This is a genomic window from Nocardia sp. CA-120079 (assembly GCF_050955745.1).
Taxonomy (GTDB): domain Bacteria; phylum Actinomycetota; class Actinomycetes; order Mycobacteriales; family Mycobacteriaceae; genus Nocardia.
This window is the reverse complement of record NZ_CP192088.1, coordinates 8,295,032-8,310,996: the sequence shown is the minus strand read 5'-3', so window position 1 is coordinate 8,310,996 and position 15,965 is coordinate 8,295,032. Positions and strand designations below refer to the sequence as shown.

16 protein-coding genes are annotated in these 15,965 nt (G+C 65.4%); all 16 read left to right on the top strand.

Going from position 1 to position 15,965, the window contains the following annotated elements; genetic code table 11:
* Positions 1-25: 25 nt before the first annotated feature.
* Positions 26-982, top strand: a complete 957-nt coding sequence (gene thrB / locus ACQPYR_RS37820) for a homoserine kinase (protein ID WP_433624132.1) — start codon at positions 26-28, stop codon at positions 980-982.
* 345 nt (positions 983-1,327) lie between these two features.
* Positions 1,328-3,364 carry a transcription termination factor Rho gene (gene rho / locus ACQPYR_RS37815; RefSeq protein ID WP_433624130.1) on the top strand — a complete coding sequence of 679 codons (2,037 nt, stop codon included), beginning with the start codon at positions 1,328-1,330 and terminating at the stop codon, positions 3,362-3,364.
* A gap of 76 nt (positions 3,365-3,440) precedes the next feature.
* Positions 3,441-3,563 carry a hypothetical protein gene (locus ACQPYR_RS37810; RefSeq protein WP_433599478.1) on the top strand — a complete coding sequence of 41 codons (123 nt, stop codon included), beginning with the start codon at positions 3,441-3,443 and terminating at the stop codon, positions 3,561-3,563.
* Positions 3,564-3,993: 430 nt separating this feature from the next.
* Positions 3,994-4,224, top strand: coding sequence for a 50S ribosomal protein L31 (rpmE, locus tag ACQPYR_RS37805; RefSeq protein ID WP_387294037.1), 231 nt, complete (start codon positions 3,994-3,996; stop codon positions 4,222-4,224).
* Positions 4,225-4,308: 84 nt separating this feature from the next.
* Positions 4,309-5,379, top strand: coding sequence for a peptide chain release factor 1 (gene prfA, locus ACQPYR_RS37800; RefSeq protein WP_433624127.1), 1,071 nt, complete (start codon positions 4,309-4,311; stop codon positions 5,377-5,379).
* A 148-nt stretch (positions 5,380-5,527) separates the two neighbouring features.
* Complete coding sequence (prmC, locus tag ACQPYR_RS37795) at positions 5,528-6,400, top strand: peptide chain release factor N(5)-glutamine methyltransferase (protein WP_433624125.1); 873 nt, start codon at positions 5,528-5,530, stop codon at positions 6,398-6,400.
* 72 nt (positions 6,401-6,472) lie between these two features.
* Positions 6,473-7,138 (top strand): L-threonylcarbamoyladenylate synthase, encoded by a 666-nt coding sequence (locus ACQPYR_RS37790; RefSeq protein ID WP_433624123.1) that lies wholly within the window; start codon positions 6,473-6,475, stop codon positions 7,136-7,138.
* Positions 7,139-7,178: 40 nt separating this feature from the next.
* The gene (locus tag ACQPYR_RS37785) at positions 7,179-8,321 is read left to right on the top strand and encodes a glycosyltransferase family 4 protein (protein ID WP_040687108.1); all 1,143 of its coding nucleotides are present in this window, start codon (positions 7,179-7,181) and stop codon (positions 8,319-8,321) included.
* Positions 8,322-8,424: 103 nt separating this feature from the next.
* Positions 8,425-8,880 carry a hypothetical protein gene (locus ACQPYR_RS37780; protein WP_433624121.1) on the top strand — a complete coding sequence of 152 codons (456 nt, stop codon included), beginning with the start codon at positions 8,425-8,427 and terminating at the stop codon, positions 8,878-8,880.
* A gap of 243 nt (positions 8,881-9,123) precedes the next feature.
* The gene (gene atpB / locus ACQPYR_RS37775; RefSeq protein ID WP_387294043.1) at positions 9,124-9,972 is read left to right on the top strand and encodes a F0F1 ATP synthase subunit A; all 849 of its coding nucleotides are present in this window, start codon (positions 9,124-9,126) and stop codon (positions 9,970-9,972) included.
* Positions 9,973-10,044: 72 nt separating this feature from the next.
* Positions 10,045-10,293 (top strand): ATP synthase F0 subunit C, encoded by a 249-nt coding sequence (locus ACQPYR_RS37770; protein ID WP_063047767.1) that lies wholly within the window; start codon positions 10,045-10,047, stop codon positions 10,291-10,293.
* A gap of 7 nt (positions 10,294-10,300) precedes the next feature.
* On the top strand, positions 10,301-10,861 hold the full coding sequence (locus tag ACQPYR_RS37765; protein WP_364393234.1) for a F0F1 ATP synthase subunit B: 561 nt from the start codon (positions 10,301-10,303) through the stop codon (positions 10,859-10,861).
* Positions 10,862-10,880: 19 nt separating this feature from the next.
* Entirely contained in the window at positions 10,881-11,690 is an 810-nt protein-coding gene (locus ACQPYR_RS37760; protein WP_063047769.1) for a F0F1 ATP synthase subunit delta, read from the top strand.
* 67 nt (positions 11,691-11,757) lie between these two features.
* Complete coding sequence (atpA, locus tag ACQPYR_RS37755; RefSeq protein WP_063047770.1) at positions 11,758-13,395, top strand: F0F1 ATP synthase subunit alpha; 1,638 nt, start codon at positions 11,758-11,760, stop codon at positions 13,393-13,395.
* A gap of 131 nt (positions 13,396-13,526) precedes the next feature.
* Complete coding sequence (locus ACQPYR_RS37750) at positions 13,527-14,498, top strand: F0F1 ATP synthase subunit gamma (protein WP_327095760.1); 972 nt, start codon at positions 13,527-13,529, stop codon at positions 14,496-14,498.
* Positions 14,499-14,516: 18 nt separating this feature from the next.
* The gene (atpD, locus tag ACQPYR_RS37745; RefSeq protein ID WP_063047772.1) at positions 14,517-15,959 is read left to right on the top strand and encodes a F0F1 ATP synthase subunit beta; all 1,443 of its coding nucleotides are present in this window, start codon (positions 14,517-14,519) and stop codon (positions 15,957-15,959) included.
* The last annotated feature ends 6 nt before the right edge of the window (positions 15,960-15,965 follow it).

The following is a 15,965-nucleotide window of genomic DNA, read 5'->3' as shown; positions in this document are numbered from 1 at the left end:
GTTGAATTCGCGCGAAAGCCAACTGATGACGAGGACGCTGCCCGCCGGTCTGTCCGTGACCGCGCGGGTGCCCGCGTCCAGCGCCAATCTCGGCCCCGGATTCGATTCGCTCGGTATGGCTTTGGGCATCTACGACGAGATCGAGGTGCGCACTACCGATTCCGGCCTTACCATCCGAGTGGAGGGCGAGGGCGCCGACGATGTGCCATGGGGCCCTTCACATCTCGTGGTGCGCGCGATCGAGCGCGGCCTGGAGGCGGCCGGCGTCTGGGCCGATGGTCTCGATGTGGTGTGCCGCAACGTAATTCCGCATTCGCGTGGTCTCGGTTCGTCGGCCTCGGCGGTCGTCGGCGGTCTCGCCGCGGGCTGCGGGCTCGCCGCGAAATTGGATCCGGCATTGGCCATCGGCAGTGACCAATTGGTCCAGCTCGCATCGGAATTCGAAGGTCACCCCGATAATGCCGCGGCCAGCGTGCTCGGCGGAATCGTGGTGTCCTGGACCGAAACCGCTGCCGACGCCGCCGACGATGGTGCCGTGGCGCTCGATCACGGCCGCGTCTACCGTGCGGTGCGCCTCGATCCGCATCCCACGCTGCGTCCGGTGGTGCTGATTCCCGAAGAGCGCTCCTCGACCGCGCATACTCGCGGCCTGTTGCCGGAGGTCGTGCCGCATGGCGATGCCGCGTTCAATGTCAGCCGCGCCGCGCTCGCGGTGGTCGCCCTGACGCAACGTACCGACCTGCTCCTGCCCGCGACGGCCGATCGTCTGCATCAGCCCCAGCGCGCGCCCGCACTGCCGCTGACCACCGAATGGATCGCCAGGCTGCGTGCGGCCGGGATCGCGGCCACGGTATCCGGTGCGGGACCGACCGTGCTGGCCTTGGGTACCAGCGAATTCCCTGCCGAACTCCGCCAACTCGCGGCCATCGACGGGCTCCGCGTGGTCGAGCCGGGACTCGCAGAAGGCGTCCAGGTCCACTGACGGCGAGTCTGCCTTGCCGATGTTCCAGGTTGCCAGCTATCCTGAGCACGTCCGTACATCGTGCGCATCAGACGCCGGTGCTTCATCAGGGCAATCGCTCCAGCAGGCTCCAGGCTCGAGCCTCCAGGCCATGGGGGTGCTGCGTAGCTGCGCAACTGGAATGATCTCTCCCACCTTTCGGGAATTGGTGGCGAAGCCGCCGGTCCGGCGGGGCAGGTGATACGGCAAAAAGCGCCGGTCCGAGCTTTGTGCTCGGCCCTCGCATCCGAGTCCGGCAGAACGCACGGACTGCGGGACGAAACCCTCGAAACAGCACACGGCAATCGAGGGAAGGAAAGGATTTCCGTGACAGATACGGACCTGCTCGCGACACCCGGGGTGGATTCCAACCCGACAGGGGACCGCGAAAGTGACTCCGGACAGATTTCGAAGATGAGCGAACAAACCGACGTCGCACGATCGGGGCTGACTGGAATGCTGTTGCCGCAATTGCGCGCGCTCGCGGGGGAGCTCGGTATCCGAGGCACCTCTGGAATGCGCAAGGGCGATTTGATCGCCGCCATCAAGGAAAATCAGGCCGGGAAGTCGGCGAAGGCGGAAAAGTCCGCGCGAGGCGAGGTGAAGTCCGATGCGGACGCCGCCAAGGCGGCGCCGGCGAAGGCCGAGCAGGGCACCCTCGACGTGACGCCCGCCGCTTCCGCCCCGGCGAAGGATGCTCCCGCTCCGGCGAAGGAAGCCCAGGCCAAGGACGCTCCGGCGAAACAGGCTGTCGCGAAGGAGGCCGTCGCCGACGCAGCGCCGAAGGCCGCCGAGAAGTCTGCCGAGTCGAAGTCCGATCAGACCCAGGCCGAGGCCGCGCCGGCGGAGACCACCGAGGATTCCGGTCGCGAGGGCGGTCAGCGCGGTCGCGGCAGGCAGCGTCGCGGTCGCGACCAGGCGCGCGCCGGTAGCGATGCCGCCGCGGGCGAGGCCCGTGGTGACGAGCCCAAGCAGGAGCAGGAGCAGGGCGAACGCCGCCGCGAGCGCAGCCAGGGCGGCGACCGCAACCAGAACGGCAGTGCCAACAGCGGTCGCGGAGGCGAAGGCGGCGGCCGCGGCGAGGCCAACCGTGGCGGTGACGAGGACGAGAGCGGTCGCGGACGGCGTGGACGCCGGTTCCGGGAACGTCGTCGTGGTCGCGACCGCGAGGGTGGCACCGGCGGCGGTGAGGCCCGCGAGCTCGAGATCCGCGAGGACGATGTCCTGCAGCCGGTCGCGGGCATCCTCGACGTGCTGGACAACTACGCCTTTGTGCGCACCTCCGGCTACCTGGCCGGACCGAACGACGTCTACGTCTCGATGAACCTGGTCCGCAAGAACGGCCTGCGCCGCGGTGACGCGATCACCGGTGCGGTGCGCGCCCCGCGCGACGGTGAGCAGAGCAACCAGCGCCAGAAGTTCGATCCGCTGGTGCGCTTGGACACGGTGAACGGCGGTGAGGTCGACGCGGCCAAGCGGCGGCCCGAGTTCAGCAAGCTCACCCCGCTGTACCCGAACCAGCGTCTGCGCCTGGAGACCCAGCCGAACAAGCTGACCACCCGCGTCATCGACCTGATCATGCCGATCGGTAAGGGCCAGCGCGCCCTGATCGTCTCCCCGCCCAAGGCCGGTAAGACGACGATCATGCAGGACATCGCGAACGCCATCGCCATCAACAACCCGGAGGTGTACCTCATGGTTGTGCTGGTCGACGAGCGTCCGGAAGAGGTCACCGATATGCAGCGTTCGGTGAAGGGCGAGGTCATCGCCTCGACCTTCGATCGTCCGCCGTCAGATCACACCTCGGTCGCCGAACTGGCCATCGAGCGCGCCAAGCGCCTGGTGGAAATGGGCAAAGACGTTGTGGTGCTGCTCGACTCGATCACCCGATTGGGTCGCGCATACAACAACTCCTCGCCGGCATCGGGCCGCATCCTCTCCGGTGGTGTCGACTCGACCGCGCTGTACCCGCCCAAGCGGTTCCTCGGCGCGGCGCGCAATATCGAGAACGGCGGCTCGCTCACCATCATCGCGACCGCCATGGTCGAGACCGGCTCGACCGGTGACACGGTGATCTTCGAGGAGTTCAAGGGCACCGGTAACGCCGAGCTCAAGCTGGACCGCAAGATCGCGGAACGGCGCGTGTTCCCGGCCGTCGACGTCAACCCGTCCGGTACTCGTAAGGACGAGCTACTGCTCAGCCCCGACGAGGCGGCGGTGCTGCACAAGCTGCGTCGCGTACTGTCCGGCCTGGACTCGCACCAGGCGATCGATCTGCTGATCGACCGTCTGAAGAAGTCCAAGAACAACCTCGAGTTCCTGATGCAGGTCAGCAAGACCGCGCCGGGCGCGCTGGACGAATGAGTGAACGGGGACTCCGCGGAGGCGGAGTCCCCGTGCTTTCCCCTTCGGCGTTCTCGGGCTGAAGAATGCCAGACCTATGCCTGCCGCGCCCGCGATCATGAAGGCCAGGATGATCGCGGTCGTGGCGGCCGGGCTACCGCTGTTCGCGGCGGTAGTGGCCGGGTCGAACTGTGCGGCAGTGGGTTTCGTGTACGCGTAGGTGTCCGGGCGATCCGGAGTGGTTGACCAGCCGACCGCGACAGTGAGAATCAACGAAACGAAGACCGCCAGAGCAACGCGGCTGTTCACAGTGTTCTCCCTTCTGTCTCGGCACGCCGATGTGCATCAGGCCTAAAACTCTATGAACATTGGTGTTCGTATCCACGAGTAGTTGACTACCTGTATTAAGGGTTCCGTAAGAACACGATCAACGCGTGCCAGTAGTTCAATTGGCAACAGGGCTCGGGGACTACCTAGGGGGCGGGAACAAACCGGGGGTCTGGGGTGTTTTGGGAGCGTAACCACCGTTCTGGCATACTGAGCGGTCGTTGCGTCTGCTCCGACGAGCAGGCCTCCCGCCTAAGTCGGCTCCGGTTCACGTCCTCGCGATCTGCGCGGGCGACCCGGCGGCCAATATCGAGAGGACACCCATGAAGGCAGGAATTCACCCGTCGTATGTCGAGACCACTGTCGTCTGTGGTTGCGGCAACACCTTCCAGACTCGCAGCACCAAGGAGTCGGGACACATCACCGTCGAGGTCTGCTCGCAGTGCCACCCGTTCTACACCGGCAAGCAGAAGATCCTCGACACCGGTGGTCGCGTGGCCCGCTTCGAGGCCCGCTACGGCAAGCGTGCCGGCAAGAAGGCCGACGCAAAGTAGCTTCCCCGCCGACGCCCGGTCCTGCACTGCAGGCCGGGCGTCGGCGCTTTTGTGTGGCCAGTACGGATAACGAGAGGAAGCACCGTGACGCAACCGTCCGCGATCGATGACATTCTGGCCGAGCACGCGGGCCTGGAGACGCAGCTCGCCGATCCGGCGCTGCACAACGATCCGGGTGCCGCGCGCCGGGTCGGCAAACGGTTCGCCGAGCTGGCCCCGATCATGGCCACCTACAACAAGCTGAAGTCCGCCCGTGAGGATCTCGCCGCCGCGCAGGAACTTGCGGCCGACGACGCTTCCTTCGCCGCCGAGGTGCCGGACTTGGAACAACAGGTCACCGAACTGGAGCAGATCCTCGCGGATCTGCTGGCCCCGCGCGACCCGCACGATGGCGACGATGTGGTGCTCGAGGTGAAATCCGGTGAGGGCGGCGAGGAATCGGCGCTGTTCGCCTCGGATCTGGCCCGCATGTACGTCCGGTATGCCGAGCGGCATGGGTGGAAGGTCGAGATTCTCGATGTGAACATCTCCGACCTGGGCGGCTACAAGGACGCGACCATCTCCATCAAGAGTCGCGACGCCGCGCGCGACGGTGTCTGGTCCCGCTTCAAATTCGAGGGCGGCGTGCATCGCGTCCAGCGGGTTCCGGTGACCGAATCGCAGGGCCGCATCCACACCTCGGCGGCCGGTGTACTGATCTACCCGGAGCCCGACGAGGTCGAAGCGGTGCAGATCGACGAATCGGATCTGCGCATCGACGTCTACCGCTCCTCCGGGAAGGGGGGCCAGGGCGTCAACACCACCGACTCCGCGGTCCGCATCACCCACCTGCCCTCGGGCATTGTGGTGACCTGCCAGAACGAGCGCTCCCAGCTGCAGAACAAGGCCCGTGCCATGCAGGTGCTCGCGGCTCGACTGCAGGCGCTCGCCGAGGAGCAGGCCGATCAGGAAGCCGCGGCAGGCAGGGCCTCCCAGATCCGCACCGTGGACCGCTCCGAGCGGATCCGCACCTACAACTTCCCGGAAAACCGCATCACCGATCACCGCATCGGCTTCAAGGCGCACAACCTCGACGCCGTACTCGACGGTGATATGGACGCACTCCTGGATGCCCTGGGCAAGGCGGATCGCGAAGCCCGAATGGCCGCAGAATAATCGCAGTTCTACGCCGTACCCGTCGCGTCGACCGATTTGGTATGAACATGGGCAACTCCGCGGGTACGCGCCCCCGGTGAGCAACCGCCGGCGCGCGACGCCAGTGGGTACCTACAACCGACGAAATACGCGGAGAGGCGGATAAGCCATGACCCGTGTGGCATTGCGACCCGCCATCAACCAGGCGGTCGAAACCTTGCGGACGGCGGGCGTCCACAGTCCCCAGGCCGACGCCGAGTATTTGGCCGCACATCTACTCGGTGTCGATCGGACCCGGTTAGCGCTGACCCCACTGGTCGCACCGGAGCTGCTCGAGGAGTATCGAGCCCTGGTGCACCGCCGCGCACAGCGAATTCCCCTGCAGCACCTGACCGGCACCGCGGCGATCGGCCAGATCGAACTCGCGGTCGGGCCCGGCGTCTTCGTGCCGCGTCCCGAGACCGAGTTGCTGTTCGCCTGGGCATTGGCGCAATTGGAGGCACTGCCGCACGATCACACGCCCATCGTCGTCGATCTGTGCACCGGCTCCGGCGCGCTGGCACTCGCCATTGCCCAGGCCCGCCCTGATGCGGACGTGCACGCGATCGAAATCGATCCCGCGGCCCTGCAATGGGCACGCCGCAATGCCGATCTGCGCATCGCCGAGGGCGACACCCCGATCACCCTGTACGCCGACGATGTCACCGATCCGAATCTGCTCACCGAATTGAACGGTGCGGGCGATCTCGTCGTCGCCAATCCGCCCTACATTCCCGAAGGCGCCGAACTCGATCCCGAGGTCGCCGATCACGATCCGCATCTGGCCCTCTTCGGCGGTCCGGACGGGCTGGATGTCATCCGCCGGATGATTCCCACCATCACTCGTCTGCTGCGTCCCGGCGGCTCCTGCGCCATCGAACACGATGACACCAACGGCTCCGATCTCGCCGCTCTGCTGGCCGAACAGGGTGACTTCACCGACATCGTCGAGCATCCGGACCTCGCGGGTAAGCCCCGCTTCGTCGCCGCGACTCGTGCTTGACCCGGCGACCATCGGATCGAACCAACCCCGCCGATGGTGGCATCGAGTGGCACGCGTGACAGGATGGTGGCCGTGAGTACCGTCTACGACTGCGCGGATCCCGACTCGCGCGCCGCCGGACTGACCGCGGCCACCAGTGCCCTGAAATCCGGCCGGCTGGTCGTACTGCCGACCGATACCTTGTACGGTCTGGCCGCGGACGCGTTCGATTCCACCGCGGTGAGCGATCTGCTCGCCGCCAAGCGGCGTGGTCGCGATATGCCGGTACCGGTGCTGGTCGGCTCGTGGCACACCATCGACGGTCTGGTGTTCTCGGTGCGCCCGCAAGCCCGCGAGCTGATCCGGGCATTCTGGCCTGGTGGGTTGAGTCTCGTTGTGCAGCAGGCGCCTTCGCTCGCCTGGGACCTCGGTGACACCCGCGGCACGGTTATGCTCCGGATGCCGCTGCACCCGGTTGCGCTGGAACTGCTGCGCGAGGTCGGCCCCCTTGCGGTCTCCAGCGCCAATGTCTCCGGACAGCCACCCGCCAAGACCGCCGCCGAGGCGCGCGATCAGCTCGGCGATCTGGTCGGCGTCTATCTCGACGGTGGCCCGGCCGAACATGCGGTCGCGTCGACCATCGTCGACCTCACCGCCGATCAGCCGCGGATCCTGCGCGCGGGCGCGGTACCGGTCGGCGATATCGCCGATGTGCTCGGAATGTCCGCGGAGGCGCTGACCAGCGTCGCGACGCGGTGACCTCGGGACGCAGTGATCAGATGGCGGATCAGATAAACGGATGATCGGTTCGGGTGCGGTAGTTCCTTTGCGCGAGCTGCTGCTCGTGCTTCTCATCTCTGGCACGGTGACCTTCCTGGCCACCGGTGGAATCCGGGTGCTCGCCATCGCCTTCGGTGCGGTGGCGGTGCCGCGCGAGCGCGATGTGCACGTCAAACCTATTCCGCGAATGGGCGGCGTCGGCATGTACGTCGGGGTGGTCGCGGCGGTGCTGTTCGCGCACCAATTGCCCGCGCTGCGAAGGGGCTTCGATTACGCGCCGGATATTCCGGCGGTACTGGTGGCAGCCACCCTCATCGTGCTCGTCGGCATCGTCGACGACCGCTGGGGCCTGGACGCGCTGACCAAATTCGCGGGTCAGGTCACCGCCGCCGGCGTGATGGCGGTGATGGGCCTGAGCTGGTACGTCATCTACAACCCGTTCAACGACACGACAGTGGTGCTGGACGCGCTGCAGGGCGGCCTTGTCACGGTCGGCATCACTGTGACGCTGGTCAACGCGATGAATTTCGTCGACGGACTCGACGGTCTCGCGGCTGGATTGGGCCTGATCTGCGCGGGCGCGGTCTTCGTATTCACCGTCGGCTTGCTCTACAGCCAGGGTGGTTCGGTCGACACCTATCCGCCTGCCCTGCTCGCCGCCGCGCTCGCGGGCGCCTGCATGGGATTTCTGCCACACAACTTTTCGCCCGCCCGGATATTCATGGGTGATTCCGGTTCGATGTTGATCGGGCTCATGTTGGCCGCGGTGTCGACGGGTGCCTCGGGCCGAATCAATTTGGCGGGCTACGGACCTCGCGACATCGTCGGTCTGCTTTCGCCGCTGCTGCTCGTCGGTGCGGTGATGTTCATTCCGGTATTGGATCTGCTGTTGGCGATCGTGCGCCGGGTTCGGGCCGGTGTGAGTTTCTCGACACCGGACAAAATGCACTTGCATCACCGGCTGTTGCAGATCGGACATTCACACCGTCGCGTTGTGCTGGTGATCTATTTATGGGTCGGTGTGCTCGCCTTCGGCGCCGTCGGCACTTCGCTGATCCATGATCGCCGGATTGTGGTGCTGATGATGGCGGGTGGGCTGGTTTTCGCGCTGGTGGTGACCGCCATACCGGGCCTGCGGCGCAAGGAGCCCGCGGATTCGTAAAGCAAGGCCCAGGTAAAGTTCGGGTCGTGCGGGAGCGAAGCGAGCGAACCATAAACACAGCGTCCAGAGGAACGACGGAGCCGAGCGTCAGCGAGGCGCAGTCGTGAGTCTCATCAACCCTGTCCCCGGTCCTGACGCCCCGCTGAAGGCGGCGCTGCGCTACGGCGTGATCGGTTTGGCCGTGTTGGTGGTGGTTTCGGTGGCCATCGCCTCGGCCGTCGCGGGCCTGTCCGGACTCTGGGGCGCACTGCTCGGCGCGGCCATCGGCGGCGGCTTCATTCTCACCACGGCGGCCGTGGTGCTGTTCGGCGCGAAGCTGCCGGCGAGCACCGCGGGCCTGGTCATGCTGGTGAGTTGGGTGGGCAAGCTGCTGGTCGCGATGATCGTGATCGCGGTGCTGCAGCGGTTCGACTTCTACGATCGGATGGCGCTGTTCCTGACCGTGGTCGGGTCCTTGCTCATCGTGCTCGGCGCGGAGACGTATGGCGTTCTGCGGCAGAAGGTTCCGTACGTAAACGTACCGACCGGTGAGTCCGATTTGCCCTCTGCGCAGCAATAATCGCCCCCACCTACACGCTGTCGTAGATAACTTGGTAAAGTGTTGGTAAGCAAGCGACCAAGCAAGGGGGGATCGCCGAGATCCCGCCAACTGCCGCTATGCTTACTGCCGTGCCGGGCTCCGAGGGGTTCCGGTTCTGCATGTCGACGAATGTCGCCGACACTACGTACAGACGCCCGGGCGGGATGCCGCACAGCTGCTGACGAATTTTCGAGCCGACCTAGTCGACCCAATTGATCGTCAATGTCCGATCGAACCGCGGGAATGACCGTACCCGCGGCCCGAACACGGGAGAGAACGCTGAGCGTCACCACTTTGGCGGGCGAGTTCCACGCGCCATCGCTGTCCGACTTCTTCCCTCCAGCCGTGCTGTTCGAGGGTACGCCGTTCGAACTCGACCGTTTGATGCTGATCCGGCTGGTGATGACCGCCGCATTGGTACTCGTCATGGTGCTGGCATTCCGCAATCCTCGCATCGTCCCGCGTGGTCTGCAGAACATCGCCGAAACCGGTTTGGTCTTCGTCAAGGATCAGATCTGTGACGAGGTGCTCGGCAAGGAATCCGGTCGCAAGTACTTCCCATTGATCGCGACGATCTTCTTCGCGGTTCTCTTCCTCAACTTCTCCGGCATCATTCCGGGGCTGAACATCTCGTCGAACGCCCGAATCGGCATGCCGCTGGTGCTGGCCCTCATCGCGTACCTCGCATTCAACTTCGTGGGTATCAAGAAATACGGGTTCGTCACCTACATGCGCAGCAGCATCGTCGTTCCGAATGTTCCGCCCGCATTGCACGTGTTGCTGATTCCGATCGAGTTCGTCTCGACGTTCATCCTGCGTCCGTTCACGCTGACCGTCCGACTCATGGCGAATATGCTGGCCGGCCACATCATGCTGGTGCTGTTCTTCAGCGCCACCTGGTTCTTCCTGTTCGACGCCGCGGCCTGGATGAAGGTGTTCTCGCCGTTCTCGCTGCTGGCCGGACTCGGGTTCACGCTGTTCGAAATGCTGGTCATCTTCCTGCAGGCCTACGTTTTCGCGCTGCTGACCGCCGTTTACATCGGACTCGCACAACACGCCGATTCGCACTGACCGCACAACTACCGGATATCTGCTGCACCACGCCGACCGGCGGGTGAGCAAAAGAAAGGGAATGGAAGACTCATGAGCCTCGCGTACCTGGCCCAGGAAGCCGCCACCACCACCGAGAAGTTCAAGGGCTTCGGCGCCATCGGCTACGGTCTCGCCGCCATCGGCCCCGGCATCGGCGTCGGCATCGTGGTCGGTAAGGCCATCGAGGGCATCGCCCGGCAGCCCGAGCTCCAGGGCACCATCCGCACCAACATGTTCCTCGGTATCGCGTTCACCGAGGCCCTCGCCCTGATCGGCCTTGTGGCCGGCTTCATCTTCTGAGATTGCTATGAGCACGCTTTCTATGCTTGCGGCGGAGACAGGGGAGGACATCAATCCCCTCATCCCCGAGACCTACGACATCGTCTGGTCGGTGGTCTGCATTGCGATCGTCGGCGCCATTTTCTACAAGTACGTCATCCCCCGCCTTATCAAGGTGTTGGATGAACGTGCGGACAAGATCGAGGGTGGAATTCAGCGGGCCGAGGCCGCGCAGGAAGAAGCCCAGCTGACGCTGCAGCAGTACCAGCAGCAGTTGGCTGACGCCCGGCTCGAGGCCGCGCGCATCCGTGAGGACGCACGCACCCAGGGCCAGCAGATCCTCGCGCAGATGCGCGCGGAAGCACAGGCCGAAAGCGACCGCATCGTCGCTGCCGGTCACAGCCAGCTGGAAGCACAGCGCCAGCAGATCCTGACCGAGCTGCGCGCCGAAGTCGGCAAAACTGCCGTCGATTTGGCCGAAAAGATTATCGGACAGTCGGTTTCGGACGAAGCTAAGCAAGCGGCATCGATCGACCGGTTCCTGTCCGAACTCGATCAGTCGGATGCCGGCATCGGGGTCGGAAGGTAGCGACGCGAAAGTGAGAAGCATGTACGCAGCGAGCCGCGAGGCAAGCTCCCGGGCACGGGAGGCACTTCGGGCCGCTCTGACCGGAAGCGACAGTGTTGCGGCCACGACGGGGTCGGAACTGTTCGCCGTTGTCGCCGTGCTGGATGACCAGCGTTCGCTGCGTGTTGCGCTCGCGGACGTGTCGGTGCCCGGCTCGGCGCGCGCCGAACTCAGCGAGCGGGTCTTCAGCGGCAAGGTCAGCCCCGCCACCCTGGCGGTGCTGACCACCGCGGTGGCCCAGAACTGGTCGCGCACCGCCGATTTGGTCGACACCCTGGTGTTGCTCGGCCAGGAGGCGTTGCTGGAGTCCGCCGCCGACAGCGGACGACTCGGGGCGGTCGAGGACGAATTGTTCCGGCTGGGCCGGATCATCGGCGACAATCCCGAACTGGAGCAGGCGCTTTCGGATCGCGCGAAGCCCGCAGCGGCCAAGCGCGAACTGATCGACCGGCTGCTCGCGGGCAAGACCGAGACCATCACCCAGACCCTGGCGGATCAGGTGGTCACCCGGTCGACGAATATCGGCGGCGCGTTCGGCGAGCTGTCCGATCTCGCGGCCGCGCGGCGCGATCAGATCGTCGCGCATGTGCGTGCCGCGGTCGCGCTGACCGACCAGCAGCGCGACCATCTCGGGGCGTCGTTGCAGCGCATCTACGGCAAGCCGGTCACGGTGCACGTGCAGGTCGATCCGAGTCTGCTGACCGGCGTCGTGGTACAGGTCGGCGACGACCTGATCGACGGCAGCGCCACCGGCCGCTTGGAACGGCTGCGTCGGGCCTTGGCCTCATAGCGCAGCGCTCTGGCCTGACGGCCCACCTCCCCCGACATCCACACCAGACAGCGAGAGCAGGAAGACTATGGCGGAGCTGACGATCTCCACCGATGAGATCCGTAGCGCGATCGAGAGCTACACCCAGAGCTACACCCCGGAAACCTCCATCGAAGAAGTCGGTGTTGTCACCGACTGCAGTGACGGCATCGCGCACGTCAGCGGCCTGCCCTCGGCGATGGCCAATGAACTGCTCGAATTCCCGGGTGGTGTGCTCGGCGTCGCGCTGAACCTCGAGGACCGTGAGATCGGTGCGGTTATCCTCGGCGAGTTCGCGGAAATCGAAGAGGGCCAGCAGGTTCGCCGCACCGGCGACGTGCTTTCGGTCCCCGTCGGTGACAAGTTCCTCGGCCGCGTGGTCAACCCGCTCGGCCAGCCGATCGACGGCCTGGGCGAGATCGAGGCCGAAGAGCAGCGCGTGCTGGAGCTGCAGGCCGCGACCGTGCTGCAGCGTCAGCCGGTCGAGGAGCCGCTGGCCACCGGTATCACCGCCATCGACGCCCTGACCGCCATCGGTCGTGGTCAGCGTCAGCTGATCATCGGCGACCGCAAGACCGGTAAGACCGCGGTCTGCATCGACGCGATCCTGGCGCAGAAGGCGAACTGGGAGACCGGCGACCCGACCAAGCAGGTTCGCTGCATCTACGTCGCGATCGGCCAGAAAGGTTCCACCATCGCGGGCGTGAAGACCGCGCTGGAATCGCACGGTGCGATGGAGTACACCACCATCGTCGCGGCCCCTGCCTCGGACTCGGCCGGCTTCAAATGGCTTGCGCCCTACACCGGTTCGGCGATCGGTCAGCACTGGATGTACCAGGGCAAGCACGTCCTGATCGTGTTCGACGACCTGACCAAGCAGGCCGAAGCGTACCGCGCCATCTCGCTGCTGCTGCGTCGTCCGCCAGGCCGCGAGGCCTACCCGGGTGACGTCTTCTACCTGCACTCGCGTCTGCTGGAGCGTTGCGCGAAGCTGTCCGACGAGATGGGCGCCGGCTCGATGACGGGTCTGCCGATCATCGAGACCAAGGCCAACGACATCTCGGCGTTCATCCCGACCAACGTCATCTCCATCACCGACGGCCAGGTCTTCCTCGAGTCCGACCTGTTCAACAAGGGTGTCCGTCCGGCGATCAACGTCGGTACCTCGGTCTCCCGTGTCGGTGGCGCCGCCCAGACCAAGGGCATGAAGAAGGTCGCCGGTTCGCTGCGTCTGGAAATGGCGCAGTACCGCGAGCTGGAGGCGTTCTCCGCCTTCGCCTCCGACCTCGACGCCGCCTCGCTCGCACAGCTGGAGCGCGGTGCCCGCTGGGTCGAGTTGCTCAAGCAGGACCAGTACTCGCCGGTTCCCGTCGAGGACCAGATCGTCTCGATCTTCCTGGTCGACGCCGGCTACTTCGACTCGGTTCCGGTTGCCGACATCCGTCGCTTCAACGCGGAACTGCTCGAGGATCTGCACCGCAGTGCGGCCGACGCCTTCAAGTCGATCCAGGGCGGCAAGGTCCTCGACAACGAGAACGGCGATGCCATCAAGGCGGCCACCGACAAGTTCAAGCAGGGCTTCCTCGCTTCCGACGGCTCGCGCGTCGTGAACGAGGCCGCCGCCGGTGAGCTCGACCACGAAGAGGTCGAATCGCTGTCGGTGACCCGCAAGCACGTCGAGAAGTAATCGAGCCCGCTGATGCGTTATTCGATCCGCAGCATGAGCGACGGGCACGGAGGCGGTAGCTTGCGTGACCACCCAGTGCCCCGTGAATGCTGCAATCCGACACCGTCGAATGAAGGGAGTGTGAACCGCTGATGGCAAGCTTGCGTGAATTGCGCTCCCGCATTCGTGGTGTGAGTTCGATCAAGAAGATCACCAAGGCCCAGGAGCTGATCGCGACCTCGCGAATCTCCAAGGCCCAGGCCAGGGTTGCGGCCGCGAAGCCGTTTGCCGAGGAGATCACCAAGGTCCTCGGTGAACTCGCGAGTGCGTCGACGAATCTGTCGCACCCGCTGCTGACCGAGCGGGCCAACCCGCGCCGCGCCGCCGTCCTGGTGATCACCAGTGACAGCGGCATGTGTGGTGGCTACAACTCCAACGTGCTCAAGCGTGCCGAGGAGCTCATGGTCACCCTGCGTGGCGAGGGCAAGGAGCCGGTGCTGTACGTGATGGGCAATAAGGGCCTCACGTACTACACCTTCCGGAATCGGCCGGTGGTCAACGCGTGGACCGGGTTCTCCCAGCAGCCGAAGTACAACGATGCCACGGCCGCATGCCACCACCTGGTGGACGCATTCATGGCGGGCTCCGAGGCTGAGGTTCCGGCCCCGAACGGGGTGGGCAATATCGAGGGCGTCGACGAGTTGCACATCGTGTACACCCGTTTCGTCTCGATGCTGACCCAGACCCCCGAGGTGCGTCGCCTGGCGCCGATCCAGGTCAGCTATGTCGACGAAGACTACGACATGGGTGAGGACAGCTTCACCGACTCGCCGACCGCGGAACTCACCGCGCAGTACGAGTTCGAGCCCGATGCCGATGTGCTGCTGGCGGCGCTGCTGCCCAAGTACATCAACACGCGCATCTACTCATCGTTGCTCGAGGCAGCGGCATCCGAGTCCGCGGCTCGGCGCACCGCAATGAAGGCAGCCACCGACAACGCCAACGAACTGGCCAATGTGCTTACCCGGCAGGCGAATTCGGTGCGGCAGGCCCAGATCACGCAGGAAATCAGCGAAATCGTCGGCGGCGTGAACGCGCTGGCTTCGAGCTCGGACCGCGACTAAAGGCGCAGGAAGAGAAAAATGACCGCAGCAGTCACACAAGAGAGCCGGACCGGCGCGAAAACAGGTCGCGTCGTCCGCGTCATCGGCCCCGTCGTGGACGTCGAGTTCCCGCGGGGTTCCATCCCTGAGCTGTTCAACGCTCTGCACGCCGAGATCACCCTGACCTCGGTGGCCAAGACCCTGACCCTCGAGGTCGCCCAGCACCTCGGTGACAACATCGTGCGCACCATCTCGATGCAGCCCACCGATGGTCTGGTCCGTGGCGCCACCGTCACCGACACCGGCAAGCCGATCTCGGTGCCCGTCGGCGACATCACCAAGGGCCACGTGTTCAACGCCCTCGGCGACTGCCTCGACACCCCGGGGCTCGGCCGCGACGGCGAGCAGTGGGGCATCCACCGCAAGCCTCCGTCATTCGACCAGCTCGAGGGTAAGACCGAGATCCTGGAGACGGGCATCAAGGTCATCGACCTGCTGACCCCGTACGTGAAGGGCGGCAAGATCGGTCTGTTCGGTGGTGCCGGTGTCGGCAAGACCGTGCTGATCCAGGAGATGATCACCCGTATCGCGCGGGAGTTCTCCGGCACCTCGGTGTTCGCCGGCGTCGGTGAGCGCACTCGTGAGGGCACCGACCTGCACCTGGAAATGGAAGAGATGGGCGTCCTCCAGGACACCGCCCTGGTCTTCGGTCAGATGGACGAGCCGCCGGGCACCCGTATGCGCGTCGCGCTCTCGGCTCTGACCATGGCCGAGTACTTCCGCGACGTGCAGCACCAGGACGTGCTGCTGTTCATCGACAACATCTTCCGGTTCACCCAGGCCGGTTCCGAGGTGTCGACCCTGCTCGGCCGCATGCCTTCGGCCGTCGGTTACCAGCCCACGCTGGCCGACGAGATGGGTGAGCTGCAGGAGCGCATCACCTCGACCCGTGGTCGGTCCATCACTTCGCTGCAGGCCATCTACGTGCCTGCCGACGACTACACCGACCCGGCCCCGGCGACCACCTTCGCCCACCTCGATGCGACGACCGAGCTCTCCCGCCCGATCTCGCAGAAGGGCATCTACCCGGCCGTCGACCCGCTGACCTCGACCTCCCGCATCCTGGAGGCCTCGATCGTCGGTGCGGAGCACTTCCGGGTCGCCAACGAGGTGAAGCGGATCCTGCAGAAGTACAAGGAACTGCAGGACATCATCGCCATTCTCGGCATGGACGAACTCTCCGAAGAGGACAAGGTCCTCGTCGGCCGGGCCCGTCGTCTGGAGAAGTTCCTCGGCCAGAACTTCATCGTGGCCGAGAAGTTCACCGGCCAGCCGGGTTCGGTGGTGCCGCTGACCGACACCATCGAGGCGTTCGACCGCGTCTGCAAGGGCGAGTTCGACCACTTCCCGGAGCAGGCGTTCAACTCCTGCGGTGGTCTCGACGATGTCGAGGCGGCCGCGAAGAAGATCGCCGGAAAGTAGTCACAC